Source organism: Phycicoccus ginsengisoli, from assembly GCF_054779295.1.
In genome coordinates this window covers 30,099-49,286 of the sequence record NZ_BAAGYN010000010.1, presented here as the reverse complement: position 1 = coordinate 49,286, position 19,188 = coordinate 30,099, and the positions used below count along the sequence as shown (strand labels likewise).

Below are 19,188 nucleotides of genomic sequence, written 5' to 3'. Positions count from 1 at the left end.
GTCAGCAGCGACCCGCGTGGGCGAGCAGCCGGTGCTGGGGGGCGGCCCAGTCCGGCACGTCGAGCACGGGACCGAACCGGACCGGCCGGTCCGCCTCGGTGATGTGGTCGCGCGCGAGCGGCCACAGGTCCATGGCGAGGGCCGGTGGGATGGGCCGGGGCCGGTCGAGCGACTGGGCCACGTCCCAGCCGTGGAGGGTGATCTCCAGCGCGCCCACGGACCCCAGGAGCTCCCGGGGCAGGCTCAGCGCGCCGAGGGCGACGTCGCCCCCGGCGACGCGGTGCCAGTGGCCCAGCAGGGCGCGGGCCCGCGCACAGATCCGGTCCAGCAGCGCGCGGCCGTCGCCCTCCACCGCCGGTGGCGCCAGCGCGAGGCGGGGGCCGCACGCCGCCACGGCCATGGCGTCGAGCGAGTCGTCCATGTGCCGCAGCAGGGCGCGCAGGTCCCAGTCCGCGCAGGGCGTGCGGTTGCCCAGGTCCGCCTCGGTGACCAGCAGGAGGCTGCCGCGGGTGTAGGCCACGGCGCGCTCGAGCAGCTCGACGGCACCCGGCGGCCGGCCCACGCCGGTCGCGGTCGTCATCGCCGTGCTCACATGGTGCTCATGTGGTCCGCGGGCAGCACCGCGGGCAGGCCGAACGTCTCGAAGAGCCGCGTGTCGAAGAACGCGGCCACGTGGCTGACGCGCCCCTCCGTGAGCGTGAGGACCTGCAGGTGGAACGGCGTGAACGTGCCGTCGGGCTGGCGCATGTACAGGCCGAACGCCGGCTGGCCGTTCGCCGTCGTCGCCAGCATGGGCATCTCGTGCACCCCGCCGGGGCACTGGGTGTCGATGAGCCGGCCGATGGCCTCGGCGCCGGTGTACCAACCGGTGAAGGGCGGCATCTCCCAGACCGCGTCGGCGGTGAGCATGCTGACGATCGAGCTGATGTCCTTGTCCCAGAACGCCTGCACGTAGCGGTCGAGCAGCGCGCGTTGGCCGTCGTCGAGCCGGTCCTCGACCGTGTCGGCGGTGACGTTGACCCTGGCGAGCTGGGCGTGGGCGCGCTGCAGCGCGCTGTTCACGGCGGCCTCGGTCGTGTCGAGCGCCTCGGCGACCTCGGCCGCCCGCCACCGCAGCACGTCACGCAGGATGAGCACCGCCCGCTGGCGGGCGGGCAGGTGCTGCAGGGCCGCGACGAACGCGAGCCGGATGCTGTCGCGCTCGGCCACGATGCTGGCCGGGTCGGCCGTGTCGCTGGCGACGAGGGGGTCGGGCGCCGGCTCGAGCCAGGCCACCTCGCTCGAGGCCACCACCTGCTCCCCCGGGTCGCTGGCCGGTGTCCCCAGTCCGGTGGGGAGCGGGCGGCGGTCCTTGCCCTCGAGCGAGGACAGGCACACGTTCGTGGCGATGCGGTACAGCCAGGTCCGCACCGACGAGCGGCCCTCGAACGCGCCGTACGCCCGCCAGGCCCGGATGTAGGTCTCCTGGACCAGGTCCTCGGCGTCGTGGATCGACCCCGTCATGCGGTAGCAGTGGGCGGTCAGCTCACGCCGGTAGGTGTCGGACAGCTGCGGGAAGTCCTCTGTCGCCGCCCGCTCGTGCACCTCGGTCATGCCGTCTCCTCCGTGGTCCCCACCCCAGCCTAGGCACCCGGGGCCTGTCGCAGGAACAGACCGGACCACCTCCGCAAACTCATCGCTGTCGGCCCGGCCAGTTTGCAGGTCCTGCTCGCGGGCGTCCCCCGCACCGAGGTTCTGTAACGAATCGTGCCCGGTGGACGGCAAATGGTTTCCGGTTTCCGACGCCCTTCCCTAGGGTCGGGTGCGTGACGCGGAGGGGATGGGGGTTGCTGGCCGGGACGGTGGCCACGCTGCTGCTGGCGGCGTGGGTGTCGGCGGCGGGTCCGGTGGGCGTCTTCGCGCGACAGGACTTCAACGGCCCGGGGTCCAAGGCACCCGGCGAGGAGTACGGCTCGCCGGCCCCCGTCGCCCAGGGCGAGATCGGTGAGCGCGGCCGCGGGGCCGCACCGCCGGGCACGCCGTTCGCCGACGCCATCGCCTGGGGCATGAAGATCGTCCTCGCCCTCGTCGTGCTCGCGGTCGTCGCGGCCATCGCCCGGGCCGTGGTCGAGCAGCTCCGCACGACGTCCGCCCGCGAGGAGCGCACCGAGGTCTCGGCCGAGGTCACCCCTGACGTGATGCTGGCGGCAGCCCGCCAGGGCGAGGAGCTGCTCGCGACCGGCACCCCGGCCAACGCGGTCGTGGCCGCCTGGGTGGCCCTCGAGGACGCCGTGCGGTCGGCGGGCATCGGCGACGACCGCTCCCGCACCTCCGCCGAGCTGGTGACGAGTGTCCTGCGCCGGTTCGACGTCGACGCCGCCGCGCTCGACCGGCTCGGTGCGCTCTACCGGGAGGCGCGCTTCTCCCGGCACGAGATCGGCGAGGACCTCCGCACCCAGGCCAGGGCCGCGCTCCAGCAGGTCCAGGCCGACATCGCCCGCGGGCTGCCGCCGCGTCCGGCCCGCGAGCGCCTGGCCGGGGCCCGCCGGTGATCGCCCGGCTCCGCGCCCTGCCGACCGGCGGCCAGCTGGCCGTCGCCCTCGTCCTCGCCGCGGTCGTCGGCGCCGTGCTCGCCCTGGTGCCCGCCCTGGTGAACCCGGCGATCCTGCTCGCCTGCGCCGCCGTGGTGGCGACGTTCGGCGTGCTGGTCCAGTGGCTCTGGCAGCACCAGCACGCGACCGACTGGGCCAACACCTTCACCGGCAGCGCCCCGGTCCGCGGCAGCGACGTGCGGGTGACCCGGCTCGCGGAGACCGTCGACGCGGCCGTCGCCGGCGACGCCGTCGCCCAGACCCAGCTGCACGAGACCATCCGCGCCATCACCGAGGAGCGGCTGCGGCGCCGTCGCGGCCTGGCGCTCACCGGCGACGACGTCGCCGACGTGCGCGCCGCCCTCGGCCCGGACCTCACGGCATACCTCGCCAACCCGCCCACTGGCCGGCTGACCGCCGCGCGCGTGGACGCCTACGTCACCACCCTCGAGGAGATCTGAGTGAACCCCACCACCCTGTCCCTGACCCAGGTCTCCGAGCGAGCCGGCGCCATCCTCGCCGAGGTCGAGCGAGCCGTCGTCGGCAAGCGGCACAGCCTCGAGCTGGTCCTGGCCGGGGTCCTCGCCGGCGGGCACGTGCTCATGGAGGACTTCCCCGGGCTCGGCAAGACGCTCGCCGCGCGCTCGTTCGCCCAGGCCCTCGGGCTGGAGTTCGCCCGCGCCCAGTTCACCCCGGACCTGCTCCCGAGCGACCTCACCGGCTCGTTCCTGTACGACCAGCGCAGCCACGAGTTCACCTTCCGCAAGGGCCCGGTGTTCACCGGTCTGCTGCTCGCCGACGAGATCAACCGCACGCCCCCCAAGACGCAGTCCGCACTGCTCGAGGCGATGCAGGAGGGCCAGGCCACCGTCGAGGGCGAGACCTTCCGGCTGCCCCGTCCGTTCCACGTGCTCGCGACCGCCAACCCGGTGGAGTACGAGGGCACGTACCCGCTGCCGGAGGCCCAGCTCGACCGCTTCCTCCTGAGGGTGTCCTTCGGCTACCCCAGCGCCTCGGACGAGTGGGAGGTGCTGCAGCGTCGCATGGGGCGCCGCCAGGAGGAGCAGCAGGTCGCCCAGGTCACCGACGCGGAGGGCCTGCTCGCCATGCAGGCGGCCGTCGAGACGGTCACCGTCGACGAGGGCGTCGGCCAATACTGCGTCAGGCTCGTCGGCGCGACCCGCAGCCACCAGAGCCTGCTCATGGGCTCCTCGCCGCGTGGCTCGCTCGCGCTGCTGCTCACGGCGCGGGCGTATGCCGTGCTGCGCGGCCGCGACTACGTCACCCCCGAGGACGTCAAGGCGGTCGCCCACGCCGCCCTCGACCACCGCGTCTCGGTGCGGCCCGAGCTGTGGATGAACGACGTGTCCGCGGCCAGCGTGGTCGACTCGGTGCTGACGTCGGTGCCCACCCCGGCCGCCACCGGCTCGGGGGCGCGGACCGGGTTCGAGCGCCCGTGAGCCGACCCGTCGGCAGGCGGCTGGAGGCGCGCTGGCGGGCCACGCCGGCGCACGTCCGCGCCACCCTGCTCGGCTTCCTGCTCCTTGCTGTCGGCGTCCTGCTCCGCAGGCCCGACGCGGTGGCGCTGGGGGCGCCCCTGGTCGTCGTGGCGGTCTGGGCGCTGGCCGCCCGGCCGGCGCGCTCTCCCGAGGTCCACGCCGGCGTGCGCCACCCGGTGCTGCGCGAGGGGCAGACCACGGCGTGGACGACGACCGTGGACCCCGCCCCCGGTGTCGAGGACCTGGGCGTCGCCCTGCTGCCCAGCCCGCACACCAGCTACACGCCGGCGAGCCGCGCCCAGGCGGCAGCGCTCGCACCGGGCGGCGAGCCGGCCCGGCTGGACGTGCTCTGCCAGAGCACCCGGTGGGGCCACCGCACCCTGGGGCCGGCCACCATCGCCCTCGGCAGCGCCTTCGGAGGCTTCACCTGGGAGCCGGAGCCCGTGACGTCCGACCCCGTGTCGACGGTGCCCCTGCCCGACCACTTCGCCGCCCGGACGCCGGTGCCGCACCCCGATGGCCTCGTGGGCCGCAGCCGGTCGGCCCACCTCGGCGACGGTGGCGAGCTGGCCGACATCCGTCCCTTCCGCTTCGGCGACCGGCTGCGCCGGGTGCACTGGCCGGTCTCCGTCCGCACGGGCACCCTGCACGTCACGGCCACCCACGCCGACCAGGACAGCGAGATCCTTCTGCTCGTCGACGCCATGCACGACCTGGGCCACAGCAGCGGGCCCAGTGGATCGAGCAGCAGCCTGGACAACGCGGCCCGGGCTGCGGGGGCCATCGCAGAGCACTACCTGCGCACCGGCGACCGGGTCGGCCTGCTCGTCCTGGGCGCGCGCGACCTGCCCCGGGTCCAGGCCGCGGCCGGCAACAACCACCTGCGCCGGCTGCTCGACGTGCTCTCGCGCGTCCGCGTGGCCGACAGCACCGTGAGCGACGAGCGCCGCCTGCAGACGCAGCTGCGCCACCACGTGGGCGCGGGCACCCTGGTCATCGTGCTCACCCCCGCGGTGTCGGTCGACGTGCTGGCCCATGCCGTGTCGCTCGCGCGCCGTGGCGTCTCGGTGGTGGCCATCGACACGCTGCCGCCGGACTTCACCCGACCGGACCTGCCTGCGGACCGGCTGGCCGAGCTCACGTCGGTCGAGGACCACCCCGCCGGCGCTGCCCTGGCCTGGCGGCTGCGCCTGATGGAGCGGGAGCGCGAGATGCTCCGGGCCCGCGACGCCGGCGTCCCGATCGTGCCCTGGTCGGGCCCCGGCACGCTCGACCTCGTCCTGCGCGACCTGGGCCGTCGCTCCCGCGCCCCCCGGGTGGTGAGTCGCTGATGTCCCGCTCCCAGGTCGTCCTGCGCGTCGTGCTCGGCGCTGCGTCCGTGGCCCTCGCCGCCGTGACCGCGGTGGCTGCCGTCAGCCCCCTGTGGGTCGCGGTCCTGCTCCTCGTCGCCTTCACCGCCTACGCCGCCGTGCGACCCGGGACGCACGCCGTGACCGTCCTGCTGGGCGGGCACGTCCTGCACTGGCTCGCCACCGTTCCCACGCCCGTGGGTGGCTCGGCGTGGCTGCTCACGGTCGTCGCTGCCCTGCTCGGACTCCTCGTGCACACCAGCGCCGCCCTGGCAGCCGCCTACCCGGACGGCGCGCCGGTACCGCCCGCGGCGCTGCGCCGCTGGAGCCGTCGCGCGGCGCTCGTCGTGGCTGCGTGCGTGCCCGTCTGGGCGGTCACCGGCGTGGTCAGCGGCAGCGGCACACCGGGCGAGGGCACCCTGACGTATGCCGCGATCATCGGCACCGCGCTGCTCGCCCTGGCGGTCTGGCTGGTCGCCCGCGAACCGCAGCACTGACCCGCACCCCTGCCGCGGACACGACGACCCCGGACACGACGACCCCGGACGACCACGCCCGCCCGCCGCCCTTGGGACACGCGGGCCCCGGACGCGCCAGCCCCGGCGGCAACGGGCCGTCGGGGCTGGGCTGTGCGACGGGACGGAGCCCGCCGGGGGGTCAGGCGGAGCGCTTGCGGGTGCGCTTGGGCTCCTCGTCGCGGCGCACGATCGTCGGCAGGACGTTCTCGCGCACGACCTCGCGGGTGACGACGACCTTGGCGATGCCGTCGTCGCTCGGCACGTCGAACATCACCGGGAGGAGCACCTCCTCCATGATCGCGCGCAGCCCGCGGGCGCCGGTGCCGCGGTTGAGGGCGGAGTCGGCGATGGCCTCGAGGGCGTCGTCGGTGAACTCGAGCTCGACCCCGTCGATCTCGAACATCTTCTTGTACTGCTTGACCAGCGCGTTGCGCGGCTCGGACAGGATCGTCACGAGCGCGTCACGGTCGAGCGGGCTGACCGTGGTGATGACGGGCAGCCGGCCGATGAACTCGGGGATGAGCCCGAACTTCATGAGGTCCTCGGGCATGGCCTCGTGGATCGACTCGGCGAGGTCCTTGGGCGTGTGCAGCTCGGAGCCGAAGCCCAGGCCCTTCTTGCCGTTGCGCGACTCGATGAGCTTCTCCAGGCCGGCGAACGCCCCGCCCACGATGAAGAGGACGTTCGTCGTGTCGATCTGGATGAACTCCTGGTGCGGGTGCTTGCGGCCACCCTGCGGCGGCACCGACGCGGTCGTGCCCTCGAGGATCTTGAGCAGCGCCTGCTGGACGCCCTCCCCGGACACGTCGCGGGTGATCGACGGGTTCTCGCTCTTGCGGGCGATCTTGTCGACCTCGTCGATGTAGATGATCCCGGTCTCGGCCTTCTTGACGTCGTAGTCGGCGGCCTGGATCAGCTTGAGCAGGATGTTCTCGACGTCCTCACCGACGTAGCCGGCCTCGGTGAGCGCGGTGGCGTCGGCGATGGCGAAGGGGACGTTGAGCATCTTGGCCAGCGTCTGGGCGAGGTAGGTCTTGCCGCAGCCGGTGGGGCCGATGAGCAGGATGTTCGACTTGGCGATGTCGACCGACTCGGCGTCCTTCTTGCCGCTGCTGTGCTCACCCGCCTGGATGCGCTTGTAGTGGTTGTAGACGGCGACGGCCAACGCCTTCTTGGCGACGTCCTGCCCCACCACGTAGTTCTCCAGGAAGTCGAAGATCTCGCGCGGCTTGGGCAGCTCGTCCAGGCCCAGCTCGGAGGACTCGGCGAGCTCCTCCTCGATGATCTCGTTGCACAGGTCGATGCACTCGTCGCAGATGTACACGCCCGGACCGGCGATGAGCTTCTTGACCTGCTTCTGGCTCTTCCCGCAGAACGAGCACTTCAGCAGGTCGCCGCTCTCTCCCATGCGTGCCACGCGACGTCCTCCGTGTGTTGGTCCAGGCGCGCTGCCTGCCTTCCGGTGCTGCCCGGTCTGCCGGGGCAGCAAGTCCGACGGTACCCGCCGGACCCCTCCATTCTCCCCATTGAATCGCCGGGACGGGCCCGGGGTGGGCCTTGTCCGCTCACAGCGGACAACCGGCGGCCGATCCCGTAGAATCGTCAACGAGGGGAGTACTTCCCAAGCCCGGCCCGGTCAGTACGAGCGCTCCACGGCGTTCCCGGCCCGGCACCGCCTCGCGGTGAAGGAGACCTCGGACCACGATCCGAGGACGACCATGACCGCTTCCCTGACCGCTGCCGGCGACCCCGCCGGCGCGACCACCTCCGTCGCCACGCCCCTGTTGTGGGGCCTCACCCTTGCCGCCGTGCTCGCGCTGGTGGTGCTCGACTTCCTGCTGACTCGCCGGCCCCACCGCGTGACGATGCGCGAGGCCGCCGCGTGGTCGGCCTTCTACATCGCCCTCCCCCTGGCGTTGGGTGCCTGGATCTGGAGCCGTTTCGGCAGCCAGACGGGCCTGGAGTACTACACGGGGTACCTCGTCGAGAAGTCGCTGTCCGTCGACAACCTCTTCGTCTTCATGCTCGTGCTCGCCGGGTTCGCGGTGCCGCGCGAGCTGCAGCAGCGGGTCTTGCTCATCGGCGTGGTCGGCGCGCTCGTGCTCCGCGGTGTGTTCATCGCGCTCGGGGCGCAGATGCTGGCCCGCTTCGACTGGACGTTCCTGCTCTTCGGGCTCGTCCTGCTGGCGACCGGTGTCAAGCTGCTGCGCGACGCCCTGCGCGGGGCGGCCCACGAGGTCGACACCGCGAACCTGCGCAGCGTCCGCCTGATGCGTCGGGTCCTGCCCGTGACCGACGACTACCGCGGCACGCGGATGACCGTCCGCGAGGCCGGCCGCCGGGCCCTCACCCCGCTCGCGCTGGTGACCGTCGCGATCCTCGGCACGGACATCGTCTTCGCGATCGACTCCGTGCCCGCCGTCTACGGCATCACCGGCGACCCGTACCTCGTGTTCGCCACCAACGCGTTCGCCCTGCTCGGCCTGCGGGCGCTGTACTTCGTGCTCGAGGGCGCGCTCGCCAAGCTCGTCCACCTCGGCTACGGGCTCGCCGCGATCCTCGGCTTCATCGGCGTCAAGCTCGTCCTGCACTGGGCGCACGGCACCTGGCCCGCGGTCCCGGTCGTCCCGACGCTCGCCTCGCTGGCGGTCATCGTGGGCGTCCTGGCCCTGGTCACCGTGACCAGCCTGGTCTCCTCTCGCCGCGCCGAGGCTGCAGCCGGGGAGACCGACCGCGAGCCCCAGTTGCAGTCCTGACCCCTGACACGGGTATGCCGCCCGCTCGAGGTGAGCGGGCGGCATACCGGGTCGTGCGCGAGGAGAGGGTCCTCGGGGCGTGCTCAGTCCTCGAACGAGGCCTTGCGGGAGGCGAGCACCTCGTCGATGAGGCCGTACTCCTTGGCCTCCTCGGCGGACAGGATCTTGTCGCGCTCGATGTCGCTGCGGACCTGCTCGACGGTGCGGCCCGAGTGCCCGGCCCAGGTCTCCTCGAGCCAGCTGCGCATGCGCAGCACCTCGTTGGCCTGGATCTCGATGTCCGAGGCCTGGCCGTAGTCGCCACCGGCGAGCGCCGGCTGGTGGATGAGGATGCGGGCGTTCGGCAGGGCGAACCGCTTGCCCTTGGCGCCCGCCGACAGCAGCACCGCCGCGGCCGAGGCCGCCTGGCCGACGACGAAGGTCTGCACGTCGGGGCGGATGTACTGCATGGTGTCGTAGATCGCGGTCATCGCAGTGAACGAGCCACCGGGGCTGTTGATGTACATGAGGATGTCGCGGTCGGGGTCCTGCGACTCCAGCACGATCAGCTGGGCGATGACGTCGTCGGCGGACGCGTCGTCGACCTGCACGCCGAGGAAGATGATGCGGTCCTCGAAGAGCTTCGTGTAGGGGTCGAGCCGCTTCATGCCGTAGGAGGTGCGCTCCTCGAACTGCGGCAGGATGTAACGGCTGGACGGGCCCGGGACGTGCAGGCCGCCGTGCATGCGGGGGTTGATGTTGGCGTTCACGTCGTTCCTCACTTGTCCCCGGTGACGGGGTTGTCGTCGTCGCTGCCGCTGCGGCCACCGGCCTGGGCGGCGCTGCTGAACACGTGGTCGACGAAGCCGTAGTCCTTGGCCTCCTCGGCACTGAACCAGCGGTCGCGGTCGGAGTCCTTCTCGATCTGCTCCAGCGGCTGACCGGTGTGCTCGGCGATGAGCTCGGCCATCTGCTTCTTCACGAAGAGCATCTGCTCGGCCTGGATCTTGATGTCCGAGGCGGTGCCGCCGATGCCGCCGGACGGCTGGTGCATCATCACGCGGGCGTGGGGCGTGGCGTAGCGCTTGCCCTTGGTGCCCGCGGACAGCAGGAACTGGCCCATCGAGGCCGCCATGCCCATGGCCACGGTCGCCACGTCGTTGGGGATCCACTTCATCGTGTCGTAGATCGCCATGCCCGCGGAGATCGAGCCGCCGGGGCTGTTGATGTAGAGCCAGATGTCCTTGCCCGGGTCCTCGGCCGCCAGGAGCAGCAGCTGGGCGCAGATCGCGTTCGCGTTGTCGTCGCGCACGTCCGAGCCGAGGAAGATGATCCGCTCCTTGAGCAGACGGTTGTAGATGTGGTCGTCCAGACCACCCTGCGGCCGCTCGTCCTGAGCGACACCGAGTTGATTTCCTACTGCAGCACTGCTGGTCACGCTCGTCTCCATCACTCGCCGGTTCCAACCTGTCGATGACCCTAACGTGGGCCCCTGCCGCCACAGTCCCCGAATCCCCCCGTGTTCGCCCTGAGCGCAGAGGGCTCAAGGCGCAGGCGGCCCCGGTGGCCGTGGTGGTCCGCCCCCGGGACGGACCGTGACGCAGCATGGCGGCGGCCTGGCCCAGGCTGAGCACGACGACCCCGGCCGCGACCAGCTCGGCCGGCACGGACGGGCTCCCCGCCGCGGCCGACGCGAGCGGCACGAGCAGGACCAGCACCGTCCCCCGGCCGACGATGGCCAGCGCCGAGACCACCCACTCCTCGCGGCGGTGGCCCGGGTCGCCGGCCAGGACCCGGAGCAGGTGCAGGGCTGCGAGGGTCCCCAGCACCGTGCCGACGACGGTCGTCGTCGTGCGGTGGGGCGACCGGACGAGCGCGAGCACCGACGCGGCGACCCAGCAGGCGGCGCTCACCCCGCAGGTGACGACCCGCCCGTGGCGCACGAGGAACGTCCGCTTGCCGAACAGCGTGTCACCGCGCACGTCGCGGAAGTCCTTGAGCAGGATCCGCCCGATGAACCCGACGTAGAGCGCCCCGAGGAAGGGCAGGTCGACGGTGCGCACCGCGCCCCGCGCGGCGAGCAGCCCCAGCAGGTAGGGCGCCGCGACGTAGAGCGCCGGCAGCGTGAGCGACGCGAGCGCGCCCCGTTCGGCCAGGCGCACTGGGCCGGCGGAGTATGCCGTGCTCACGGCCAGGCCGGCGGCCGTCACCAGGGCCGCGCCGGGGCCGAGCCATGCCGCGGCACCGAGCGTCCCGACGAGCGCGGTGGCGGCGACCGTGCGCAGCTGCGCACGGTGGACCCGACCGCCGACCAGCACCCTGCGCGCGTCGTCAGGGAGGTTGACGGCGTCGATGCGGGCGTCGGCCAGGTCGTTGACGACAGCCGAGTAGACCAGGAACGGCACGAGCACGAGCACCACCCGCAGCAGGGCCCACGACGAGGCGGAGCCGGCCACGGTGAGTCCGCACGCGGCATACAGCACCAGGAGCAGGAGCACGGGCGGGCGGACCATCGCCCACGCGACCCGCGCGTACGCCGTCACTTGTTGCTCCCGTAGGAGCCCATGGCCACGACGACGAAGACCAGGAAGCCCACCCAGGCGAGGCCCGCGGCCAGGGCGAGCGCGACCACGGTGACGGCGACGACGGTCAGGACGCGGCCCCCGGAGGAGCCAGGGGGTCTCGGCGGCGGTTTCTCCATGGCGGGACGGTAGGGGCGTGTCCGGTCGGAGGACATCCGTCCTGCTACTCAGCCGCGGCAGGCTCCCGGGCGTCCGGCACGAGGGCCTCGCTCTCGCGGGTGGCGGGGATGACGAGCATCGCCAGGAACACCATGGCCGTGACGACGAGCAGGGCCTTGAGCACCGTGAAGTGGTCGCCGAGGAAGCCCAGCAGCGGCGGGCCGGCGAGGAAGGCGGTGTAACCGATCGTGGCCACGACGGACATCCGGGCACCCGCCCGGGCCGGGTCGTCGGCCGAGGCGCTCATGCCGACGGGGAAGCCGAGGGACGCGCCCACACCCCAGACCGCGGTCCCGAGGTAGGCCAGCACCGGGTTGCCGAAGATGACCATCAAAGAGCCGACCGCCGCCAGTGCGAACGTCGCGCGCAGGACGGGCACCCGGCCGTGGCGGTCGAGCAGGCCGGTGCCGAGGATCCGGCCCAGCGTCATGAGGCTGAGGAACACCGCGAACGCGAGCACGCCGGCCCACGCGGGCAGGCCGTGGCCCTCGACGAAGCCGACGGCGATCCAGTCGTTGGCCGTGCCCTCGGTGAAGGCCGCAGCGAGGACGACCATGCCGATCATCAGGGTGCGCGGCTCCAGCCAGGCCGAACGCGGCTTGACCGGCGCGGCGGCACGGCCGCCGTCCCCCGTCACCGCGGGGTCCTCCTCGACCACCCTCGGCAGGAACGCGCGGACACCCCACCAGCCGAGCACCGCGGTCACGACGAGCGCGCCCAGGAAGTGCGGCACGAGGGGCACACCGGCCCACGACATGAACGACCCGGCCAGCGCGGCCACCACCGTGCCGCCGGAGAAGGCGGCGTGGAAGTGCGGCATGACCGTGCGACCCAGGAGCCGCTCGACGGCCGCCCCCTCGAGGTTCATGGCGACGTCCCACAGCCCGACGGCCATGCCGAGGAGGAAGAGCCCCACGGCCATGAGCGGGCGCGAGCGCGCCACGTCGACGGCTACACCGACCGTGACCAGCCCCACCCCCGCGACCACCATGCCGGCCACCACCGTGCGCGCCGCGCCGATCCGGTCCGCGACCCGGCCCGCGAAGGGCAGGGCCAGCACCGACCCGCAGGACGCCGCGACGAGCGTGAGGCCCAGCTGGCCGGCACTGAGGCCGAGCTCGGCCTTGCTGTCGGCGATGCGCGAGGCGAAGGAGGAGAACACGACGCCGGCGAGGGCGAAGACGACGAAGACCGCGTTGCGGGCGGTGCGGACGCGGGCGAGGTCGGGGGCGAGGGTCTGGGTCACTGGGGCTTTTCGGGAGTTCGGGTCGGGGCGGGAGGTCTGTGGTCGAAGGCGGATGCCTGCGGTGGAAGGCGCAGATCCTGCGGCGGAAGGCAGGGAAACTGCGGTCGAATCGTTTTGATCGAATCGATTCGATAGTCTGTCCCCCATGACCGGTCCCCGTCAACCGCGCGTGACCCTGCGCGCGGTCGCCGACGCCGCCGGGGTCTCCACCTCCACGGCCTCGCTGGCCTTCAGCGGCAAGGGCCCGGTCGCGCCCGAGACCGTGGAGCGGGTCCTCGCGGCGGCGGCCGAGCTGGGCTACACCGGCCCGGACCCGCTCGCCTCCTCGCTGCGGCAGGGCCGGTCCGGCGTGGTGGGCGTCGTCGTCGAGGGCCGGCTGGGGCACGCCTTCCGCGACCCGTTCGCGGTGTCCGTGCTCGACGGCCTGTCCCAGGTCCTCGACGAGGTCCCCGCAGGCATGCTCCTCATCGCCCAGCCGGCGGGCGACCCGGACCGGGCCGTCGCCCACCTCGGGTCGGCCGCCCTGGACGCGGTCGTCTTCTCACTCTGCGGCCCCGACACCAACCCTGCGGTCGACCACCTCGCCGCACGCGGCATCCCCATGATCGGCGACGGCTCCCCCGCCGACCCGCGGGTCGTCAACCTCTCCCTCGACAACCGTGGGGCGTCGGCCGAGGTGTCCCGCCTGGTCCACGACCTCGGCCACCGCCGGGTCGCGCACCTGCTCATGCCGCTGGGGCCCGACTCCGCGACCGGCCCCGCCACGCTCACGGACGTCGCGGCCGGTGTCTTCGTCGACACCCGCGACCGGGCCCTGGGCTTCGTCGACGTGTTCGGGCCCGACTTGCCCCTCGTGCAGACCTCGATGCCCGACGTCGAGCAGGCTGCGCTCGCGGTGCGTCCCCTGCTGGCGCTGCCACCCGGGCAGCGACCGACCGCGGTCGTCGCGCAGTCCGACCTGCTCGCGATGGGCGTGGTCCGGGCCGCCGCGGACGTGGGCCTGCGCGTGCCCGAGGACCTCAGCGTCACCGGGTTCGACGGTGTCGACCTGCCGTGGTTCGACGGTGTCCTGACGACCGTCGACCAGCAGGGCGAGGCCAAGGGCCGCCGGCTCGGTGCGATGGTCCGCGAGCTGCTCGACGACCGGCAGCCGAAGGCGGCCGTCCACCCCACCACCCTGCGCGTGGGATCGACGACCGCTCCCCCGCCGGACGCGTCCCCGTCGCCCTCCGGCTCCTAGGCCCGGGCCCCTGCCGCGTCCGCCCCGTTGACGGCCCCCGTCGTGGTCGTCGGCGACGGCGCCGCGACGAGCGGGGGCTCGGCGACCACCTGCAGCGTGACGTAGCTGCCGCTGTCGTCGACCGTGAAGGCTCCCTCGAACTCCATGATGCTCTCGGTGCACGCCACCGCGTGGGCCTCCCAGCGGGCGTCCACGACGGCCGTCATCCAGATCCGTTCGAGGGCCATCCCGGCCTCCCACGGCAGCACGTCGGCCGCGCACCGGCACACGCCGATGACGAGCCGGTCGACGTCGTCGGTGCGCCCGAGCTCGACCTCGGCGAAGAGGCCGCTCTCCTCCAGGGCCGACTCGACGAACCGCTTGAGCTGGCGGGCGTGCAGGGCCTCGGCCGGGTGGGCGTTCTCCTGCACGGCCAGCCGCAACTTGTGGAAGGCAGCTTGGTCCATGGCTCATGGTCGGGCGCCGGGGCGCCCCCAGCCATCAGGCCAATGACGTATGCCGTGCACCCGCGACGGGTGCACGGCATACGTTTGCGTGCGGTTGGGACGCCGTGGTCACCGGCGCCCGTGGGGCTCAGGCGTGGTCGTGGCCCTCGTGGTCGTCGTCGTCACCCTCGACGAGCTCGGAGGCGACATCCGTCGCGGTGACCTCGTTGAGGTCGATCTGGGTGCCGGCGGTGTCGACGACGGTGGCCTTCTCCAGCACCGCGGCGAGCGCCTTGCGGCGGGCGACCTCGGCGACCATGGCCGGGACCTGGCCCTGCTGGTCGATGGCCTGCGCGAACTGGTTGGGGTCCATGCCGTACTGCTGGGCCGACATGACGAGGTACTCGATCAGCTCGGGCTGCTCGACGCTGACCTCCTCGCGCTCCGCGATGGCGTCGAGCAGGAACTGGGCCCTGAGAGCCTTGCGGGTGCTGGCGTCGACCTCGGCGCGGTGCTCGTCATCCTCGAGCCGGCTCTCGCCCTCGAGGTGGGCGTGCACCTCGGCCTCGACGATGGCGTCGGGCACGGGGATGTCGAGGGTGTCGAGCAGGTGCTCCAGCACCTTGTCCCGGGCCTGGACCCCCTGCTCGAACTTCTTGGCGCGCTCGGCCTGCTTGGTGACGTCCTCGCGCAGCTCGCGCAGGGTGTCGAACTCCGAGGCCAGCTGGGCGAAGTCGTCGTCGAGCGCCGGGAGCTCGCGCACCTTGACCGACTGCACGGTCACGGTCACCTCGGCGTCCTCGCCCTCCCGGTCACCGCCGGCCAGCGGCGCGGTGAAGTTCTTGGTCTCGCCGGACTCCATGCCGACGAGGGCCTCGTCGAGGCCGTCGAGCATGTTCTTGCTGCCGACCTCGTAGGAGATGCCGGTGACCGAGTCGATCTCGTCGTCGCCGATGACGGCGCGCAGGTCGATCGAGACGAAGTCGCCGTCCTCGACCGCGCGCTCGACGCCCTTGAGGGTGCCGAACCGCTCCTGCAGGGCGACCAGCCGCTCCTCGACGTCCTCGTCGGAGGCCTTGGCCTCGTCGACCTCGACGGTGATGGTGCTGAAGTCCTCGGGCAGCGTGACCTCGGGGCGCACGTCGACCTCGACGGTGAACTTGAGCTCCTGGCCCTCCTCGGCCGGGACCTCGGTCACGTCCACCTCCGGCTGGCCGATCGGGCGGACCTTGTTCTCCTCCACGGCCTGGCCGTAGAACTGCGGAAGCGCCTCGTTGACGGCCTCCTGCAGGACGGCACCGCGGCCGACGCGCTGGTCGATGATGCGGCTGGGGACCTTGCCCTTGCGGAAGCCGGGGACCTGGATCTGGCTGCCGATCGTCGCGTACGCCGCGTCGAGGCTCGGCTTGAGCTCCTCGAACGGGACCTCGACGGTCAGCTTGACCCGGGTCGGGTTGAGGGTCTCGACGGCACTCTTCACTGCGCGGTACTCCATGCTCGTGGGGCAAAGGGAAGGACCCGGGGTTCGCGGCACGTGCTCTCACGGTCGACCGGGCCACCGCTCATGCTAGCCGTCCACGAGCGCTGAGCCGAACCCGCCGTCGAGCGCGGTCCGCACCTTCCCTCCTAGGGTGGCGACCATGACGATCCCCGCCACGACGCCCGGCACGCCGCTGCGGGCCCTGCAGACGACCGTCGCCGCCGTGCTGGGCGGCCTGGTCGTCCTCGCCGTGCTGTTCGGGGGCGTCGTGCTCGGCCTGCACGGCTACCCGCCCACCTGGGTGCCGTGGCTGCTCGGCGCCCTCGCGGTGGTGGCCCACCTGCTGTGCACGGCCGTCGGGTACCGGGTCCCCGCGATCGCCCCCGCGACCCCTGCCCGGGAGGCGGCGACGGCGGGGCGGCTGGCGATGCAGCAGTCGACCTTCGTGCGGCTCGCCCTCTGCGAGGCGGTCGCCGTGGTCGGCATCGTCCTCGGCTTCGTCGTGACGCCGCAGACCGGCATGACGGTCGTCATCGGGGTCGTGCTCAGCCTCGCGCTCCTGCTGCTGCACGTGTGGCCGGGGGCGCGGGTCCTCGGGCGCGTCGAGCGGGCCCTGGACCGTGACGGCGGCCGGTCCTTCCTCACCGACACCATGCACGGCCGCGAGCCCGGCCAGAACGGAGCACTCCTGTCATGAGCGACGAGTACGACGTCATCGTCATCGGCGCGGGACCGGTCGGTGAGAACGCCGCCGACCGCGCGCGCAAGGGCGGCCTGACGGTCGCGATCGTGGAGAAGCACCTCGTGGGTGGGGAGTGCAGCTTCTACGCCTGCTCCCCCAGCAAGGCGCTCCTGCGCCCCATCCACGCCACCCACGCGTCCCAGCGCGTGCAGGGCTCCGAGGGCGCGCGGATCGACCGCGACGGCGTGCTCGCGCGTCGCGACGCCTGGGTGAACCGGGTCGGCACGAGCGATACGTTCGACGACTCGGGCCAGGTCGGCTGGCTCGACCACGCGGGGATCGACCTCGTGCGCGGTGAGGCCCGGGTCACCGGCGTGCGCACCGTCGAGGTGGGGGAACGCTCGCTGCGCGCCAGGCACGCCGTCATCCTGGCGACGGGCAGCGCCCCGGCGGTCCCGGACCTGCCCGGGCTGCGGGCCGCGAACCCGTGGACCAACCGCGAGGCCACCACGTCGCGTACCGTCCCGGACCGCCTGGCCATCCTCGGTGGCGGCGTCGTCGCGGCCGAGCTGGCCCAGGTGTACGCCGCCCTGGGCTCCAGGGTGACGGTGGTCGAGCAGGCCCCTGGCCTGCTCGGCCGGCACGAGGCGTTCGCCGGTGAGGCCGTGGCCGCGGCCCTCGAGGCCGAGGGGGTCGACGTGCGGCTCTCCACCAAGGCCGAGTCGGTCGACCGACCCGGAGGATCCGGCGAGGTGACGGTGGCCCTGTCCGACGGCTCGAGCGTCGTCGCCGACGAGCTGCTGGTGGCGGTCGGCCGCACCCCCGCGACGCGCGGGCTCGGGCTCGACACCGTGGGGGCCCGAACCTCGAAGGCGGGCTACGTCGAGGTCAGCGAGCGCCTGGAGGTGCAGGGCCCCGAGGGCGACCCGTGGCTCTATGCCGTCGGAGACGTCACCGGGATCGCGCTGCTCACGCACATGGGCAAGTACCAGGGGCGGGCCGTCGGCGACCTCGTCGCGGCCCGCGCCACCGGACGGCCGGACGACGGGCCCGGGATGACGCCGTACGCTGCCTCGCTCGGTTCGCCGCAGGTCGTCTTCACCGATCCCGAGGTGGCGGCTGCGGGCCTGACGGAGGCCGAAGCGCGCGAACGGGGTCTGCGGGTGCGGGTGGTCGACGTCCCCATGGACAGCGCCGCGGGCGCCGGTTTGCAGGCCGAGGGCTACCAGGGACAGGCGCGGATGGTCGTCGACGAGGACCGGGGCATGGTGGTCGGTGCCACCTTCGTGGGACAGGACACCGCGGAGCTGGTGCACTCCGCCACGGTCGCGATCGTCGGTGAGGTGCCGCTCGAGCGGCTGTGGCACGCGGTGCCGTCGTACCCCACGATGAGCGAGATCTGGCTGCGACTGCTCGAGGAGTACGGGCTCTGACCTGCGGCGACGCCGTGTCGTCGGGGGGTTCCGCCGCAGCCACGGCCCGGGTAGCGTCCGCGACGAGCCCCTCCGCACGGGGACCGGAACAGAAGGGACCACCCATGCCCGTCCGCACACCACTACGCCTCTGCGCCCTGGCCGCCACCGCGGCCCTGGCCCTGCTCGGCTCCGGCAGCGCAGCCTCCGTGAGCGCAGCCGCCACCCCCTCTCCCGGAGTCGCCGCGTGCGACGGGGCCGGCAGCGCAGCGCGCGTGAAGCCCGGGGCGACCGCCGCGGAGCCCGAGCTCTACCCCAGGAACCAGGCCAACGCGTACGGCGTGCTCAAGGACCGTCCGACGCTGCCGGCGGGCTCGGTGACCGTGCCGGTCGTGTTCCACATGGTCTCCGACCACGAGAACTCACCGGCCGAGAAGGCCCGCTGGCAGTCGCTGATCTCCGCGCAGATGAAGGTGCTGAACGACTCCTACTCCGGGGCCACGGCTGCGGACGCGGCCGACACCCCGTTCCGCTTCTCGCTGTCGAAGGTGACCTGGTCGGTGAACCCGGCCTGGTACACCGTCGTCCCGAGCAAGCAGGGCGTCGAGAAGGAGATGAAGGCGGCCCTGTACGAGGGTGACGCCCGGACCCTCAACGTGTATGCCGGGAACATCGGGGGCGGGCTGCTCGGCTGGGCCTACTTCCCCAAGGGGTACAACAACGGCCGCGACTACATCGACGGGGTCGTCATGCTCGACGAGTCGATGCCCGGTGGCGTGAACCCTGACGACCCGACGAAGGCCTGGAAGTACGGCGAGGGCGACACGCTCACCCACGAGGTGGGGCACTGGCTGATGCTCGAGCACACCTTCGCCCACGGGTGTGCCGCGAACGGCGACTGGGTCGCCGACACGGCCCCGGAGGCGATGCCCCAGTTCAACTGCCCCGAGGGGGCCGACACCTGCCCTGCGCCCGGGCTGGACCCGATCCACAACTTCATGGACTACACGCAGGACTCCTGCATGAACATGTTCACCCCCGGCCAGGCCGACCGGATGAGCGACGCGTGGCAGCAGTTCCGCGCCGGCGGCGGCAAGGGCAGCTGACACCACGCCGGACACGGACGCGCCGCGGGGAGCAGCTGCTCCCCGCGGCGCGGCCTCGTCCGCGGCCTTTTCGCAGGTCAGAGGGGGTGCGGGCACTGCGCCACGATGCGCTCCCACGCCAATGACATCCGTCACGAACCCGGGCCATTTCTGGGAAAAGGGCGGGCCAAGTTCTGACAAGTCCT

At 72.8% G+C, this 19,188-nt stretch carries 19 protein-coding genes and 1 pseudogene; 10 read left to right on the top strand and 10 right to left on the bottom strand.

Going from position 1 to position 19,188, the window contains the following annotated elements:
• Position 1: 1 nt before the first annotated feature.
• Together ACYVDO_RS16075 and ACYVDO_RS16070 are read right to left on the bottom strand one after the other, a co-directional pair.
• Positions 2 to 592, bottom strand: coding sequence for a TIGR03086 family metal-binding protein (locus ACYVDO_RS16075; protein WP_460937722.1), 591 nt, complete (start codon positions 590 to 592; stop codon positions 2 to 4).
• Complete coding sequence (locus tag ACYVDO_RS16070) at positions 589 to 1,593, bottom strand: sigma-70 family RNA polymerase sigma factor (RefSeq protein WP_460937720.1); 1,005 nt, start codon at positions 1,591 to 1,593, stop codon at positions 589 to 591. Before ACYVDO_RS16070 ends, ACYVDO_RS16075 begins: the two co-directional genes overlap by 4 nt.
• A gap of 212 nt (positions 1,594 to 1,805) precedes the next feature.
• Between ACYVDO_RS16070 and ACYVDO_RS16065 the strand changes: the two genes are divergently transcribed.
• Genes ACYVDO_RS16065 through ACYVDO_RS16045 form a run of 5 tightly spaced genes read left to right on the top strand, consistent with a single transcriptional unit; the run spans position 1,806 to position 5,915 of the window.
• Positions 1,806 to 2,531, top strand: coding sequence for a DUF4129 domain-containing protein (locus tag ACYVDO_RS16065; RefSeq protein WP_460937718.1), 726 nt, complete (start codon positions 1,806 to 1,808; stop codon positions 2,529 to 2,531).
• Positions 2,528 to 3,031, top strand: coding sequence for a hypothetical protein (locus ACYVDO_RS16060; RefSeq protein ID WP_460937716.1), 504 nt, complete (start codon positions 2,528 to 2,530; stop codon positions 3,029 to 3,031). Before ACYVDO_RS16065 ends, ACYVDO_RS16060 begins: the two co-directional genes overlap by 4 nt.
• Positions 3,032 to 4,030 carry an AAA family ATPase gene (locus tag ACYVDO_RS16055; RefSeq protein ID WP_460937714.1) on the top strand — a complete coding sequence of 333 codons (999 nt, stop codon included), beginning with the start codon at positions 3,032 to 3,034 and terminating at the stop codon, positions 4,028 to 4,030.
• Positions 4,027 to 5,400 carry a DUF58 domain-containing protein gene (locus ACYVDO_RS16050; protein ID WP_460937712.1) on the top strand — a complete coding sequence of 458 codons (1,374 nt, stop codon included), beginning with the start codon at positions 4,027 to 4,029 and terminating at the stop codon, positions 5,398 to 5,400. The genes ACYVDO_RS16055 and ACYVDO_RS16050 overlap by 4 nt, the downstream gene beginning before the upstream one ends.
• Entirely contained in the window at positions 5,400 to 5,915 is a 516-nt protein-coding gene (locus ACYVDO_RS16045; RefSeq protein ID WP_460937710.1) for a hypothetical protein, read from the top strand. The genes ACYVDO_RS16050 and ACYVDO_RS16045 overlap by 1 nt, the downstream gene beginning before the upstream one ends.
• Before the next feature lie 160 nt (positions 5,916 to 6,075).
• Here the strand turns inward: ACYVDO_RS16045 and clpX are convergent, their stop codons facing one another.
• Positions 6,076 to 7,353: an ATP-dependent Clp protease ATP-binding subunit ClpX gene (gene clpX / locus ACYVDO_RS16040; protein ID WP_460937708.1), complete on the bottom strand. Its 1,278-nt coding sequence runs from the start codon at positions 7,351 to 7,353 to the stop codon at positions 6,076 to 6,078.
• Positions 7,354 to 7,654: 301 nt separating this feature from the next.
• Between clpX and ACYVDO_RS16035 the strand changes: the two genes are divergently transcribed.
• Positions 7,655 to 8,692: a TerC family protein gene (locus tag ACYVDO_RS16035; protein WP_460937706.1), complete on the top strand. Its 1,038-nt coding sequence runs from the start codon at positions 7,655 to 7,657 to the stop codon at positions 8,690 to 8,692.
• An 83-nt stretch (positions 8,693 to 8,775) separates the two neighbouring features.
• On the opposite strand, the gene ACYVDO_RS16030 is transcribed toward ACYVDO_RS16035, so the two are convergent.
• From ACYVDO_RS16030 to ACYVDO_RS16010, 5 genes and pseudogenes are all read right to left on the bottom strand, one after another.
• The gene (locus ACYVDO_RS16030; RefSeq protein ID WP_460937977.1) at positions 8,776 to 9,417 is read right to left on the bottom strand and encodes an ATP-dependent Clp protease proteolytic subunit; all 642 of its coding nucleotides are present in this window, start codon (positions 9,415 to 9,417) and stop codon (positions 8,776 to 8,778) included.
• Positions 9,418 to 9,449: 32 nt separating this feature from the next.
• Positions 9,450 to 10,121 (bottom strand): ATP-dependent Clp protease proteolytic subunit, encoded by a 672-nt coding sequence (locus ACYVDO_RS16025; protein ID WP_460937704.1) that lies wholly within the window; start codon positions 10,119 to 10,121, stop codon positions 9,450 to 9,452.
• Positions 10,122 to 10,497: 376 nt separating this feature from the next.
• Positions 10,498 to 11,184 (bottom strand): annotated as a pseudogene (locus ACYVDO_RS16020) (UbiA family prenyltransferase); the annotation flags it as partial.
• 26 nt (positions 11,185 to 11,210) lie between these two features.
• Positions 11,211 to 11,372, bottom strand: coding sequence for a hypothetical protein (locus ACYVDO_RS16015; protein ID WP_460937702.1), 162 nt, complete (start codon positions 11,370 to 11,372; stop codon positions 11,211 to 11,213).
• A gap of 44 nt (positions 11,373 to 11,416) precedes the next feature.
• Positions 11,417 to 12,658, bottom strand: coding sequence for an MFS transporter (locus ACYVDO_RS16010; protein WP_460937700.1), 1,242 nt, complete (start codon positions 12,656 to 12,658; stop codon positions 11,417 to 11,419).
• 145 nt (positions 12,659 to 12,803) lie between these two features.
• Between ACYVDO_RS16010 and ACYVDO_RS16005 the strand changes: the two genes are divergently transcribed.
• Positions 12,804 to 13,898, top strand: a complete 1,095-nt coding sequence (locus ACYVDO_RS16005; protein ID WP_460937698.1) for a LacI family DNA-binding transcriptional regulator — start codon at positions 12,804 to 12,806, stop codon at positions 13,896 to 13,898.
• Here ACYVDO_RS16005 and ACYVDO_RS16000 read toward each other — a convergent pair.
• Positions 13,895 to 14,344: a hypothetical protein gene (locus ACYVDO_RS16000; RefSeq protein ID WP_460937696.1), complete on the bottom strand. Its 450-nt coding sequence runs from the start codon at positions 14,342 to 14,344 to the stop codon at positions 13,895 to 13,897. The two genes, ACYVDO_RS16005 and ACYVDO_RS16000, sit on opposite strands and share 4 nt — an antisense overlap.
• Positions 14,345 to 14,471: 127 nt before the next feature.
• A complete protein-coding gene (gene tig, locus ACYVDO_RS15995; RefSeq protein WP_460937975.1) occupies positions 14,472 to 15,803 on the bottom strand; it encodes a trigger factor in 1,332 nt (443 codons plus the stop codon).
• A 160-nt stretch (positions 15,804 to 15,963) separates the two neighbouring features.
• On the opposite strand from tig, the gene ACYVDO_RS15990 reads away from it, so the two are divergent.
• From ACYVDO_RS15990 to ACYVDO_RS15980, 3 genes are all read left to right on the top strand, one after another.
• Complete coding sequence (locus ACYVDO_RS15990) at positions 15,964 to 16,500, top strand: hypothetical protein (RefSeq protein WP_460937694.1); 537 nt, start codon at positions 15,964 to 15,966, stop codon at positions 16,498 to 16,500.
• The gene (locus ACYVDO_RS15985; RefSeq protein WP_460937692.1) at positions 16,497 to 17,918 is read left to right on the top strand and encodes a dihydrolipoyl dehydrogenase family protein; all 1,422 of its coding nucleotides are present in this window, start codon (positions 16,497 to 16,499) and stop codon (positions 17,916 to 17,918) included. Before ACYVDO_RS15990 ends, ACYVDO_RS15985 begins: the two co-directional genes overlap by 4 nt.
• Before the next feature lie 104 nt (positions 17,919 to 18,022).
• Complete coding sequence (locus ACYVDO_RS15980; protein WP_460937690.1) at positions 18,023 to 19,003, top strand: zinc metalloprotease; 981 nt, start codon at positions 18,023 to 18,025, stop codon at positions 19,001 to 19,003.
• Positions 19,004 to 19,188 lie beyond the last annotated feature (185 nt).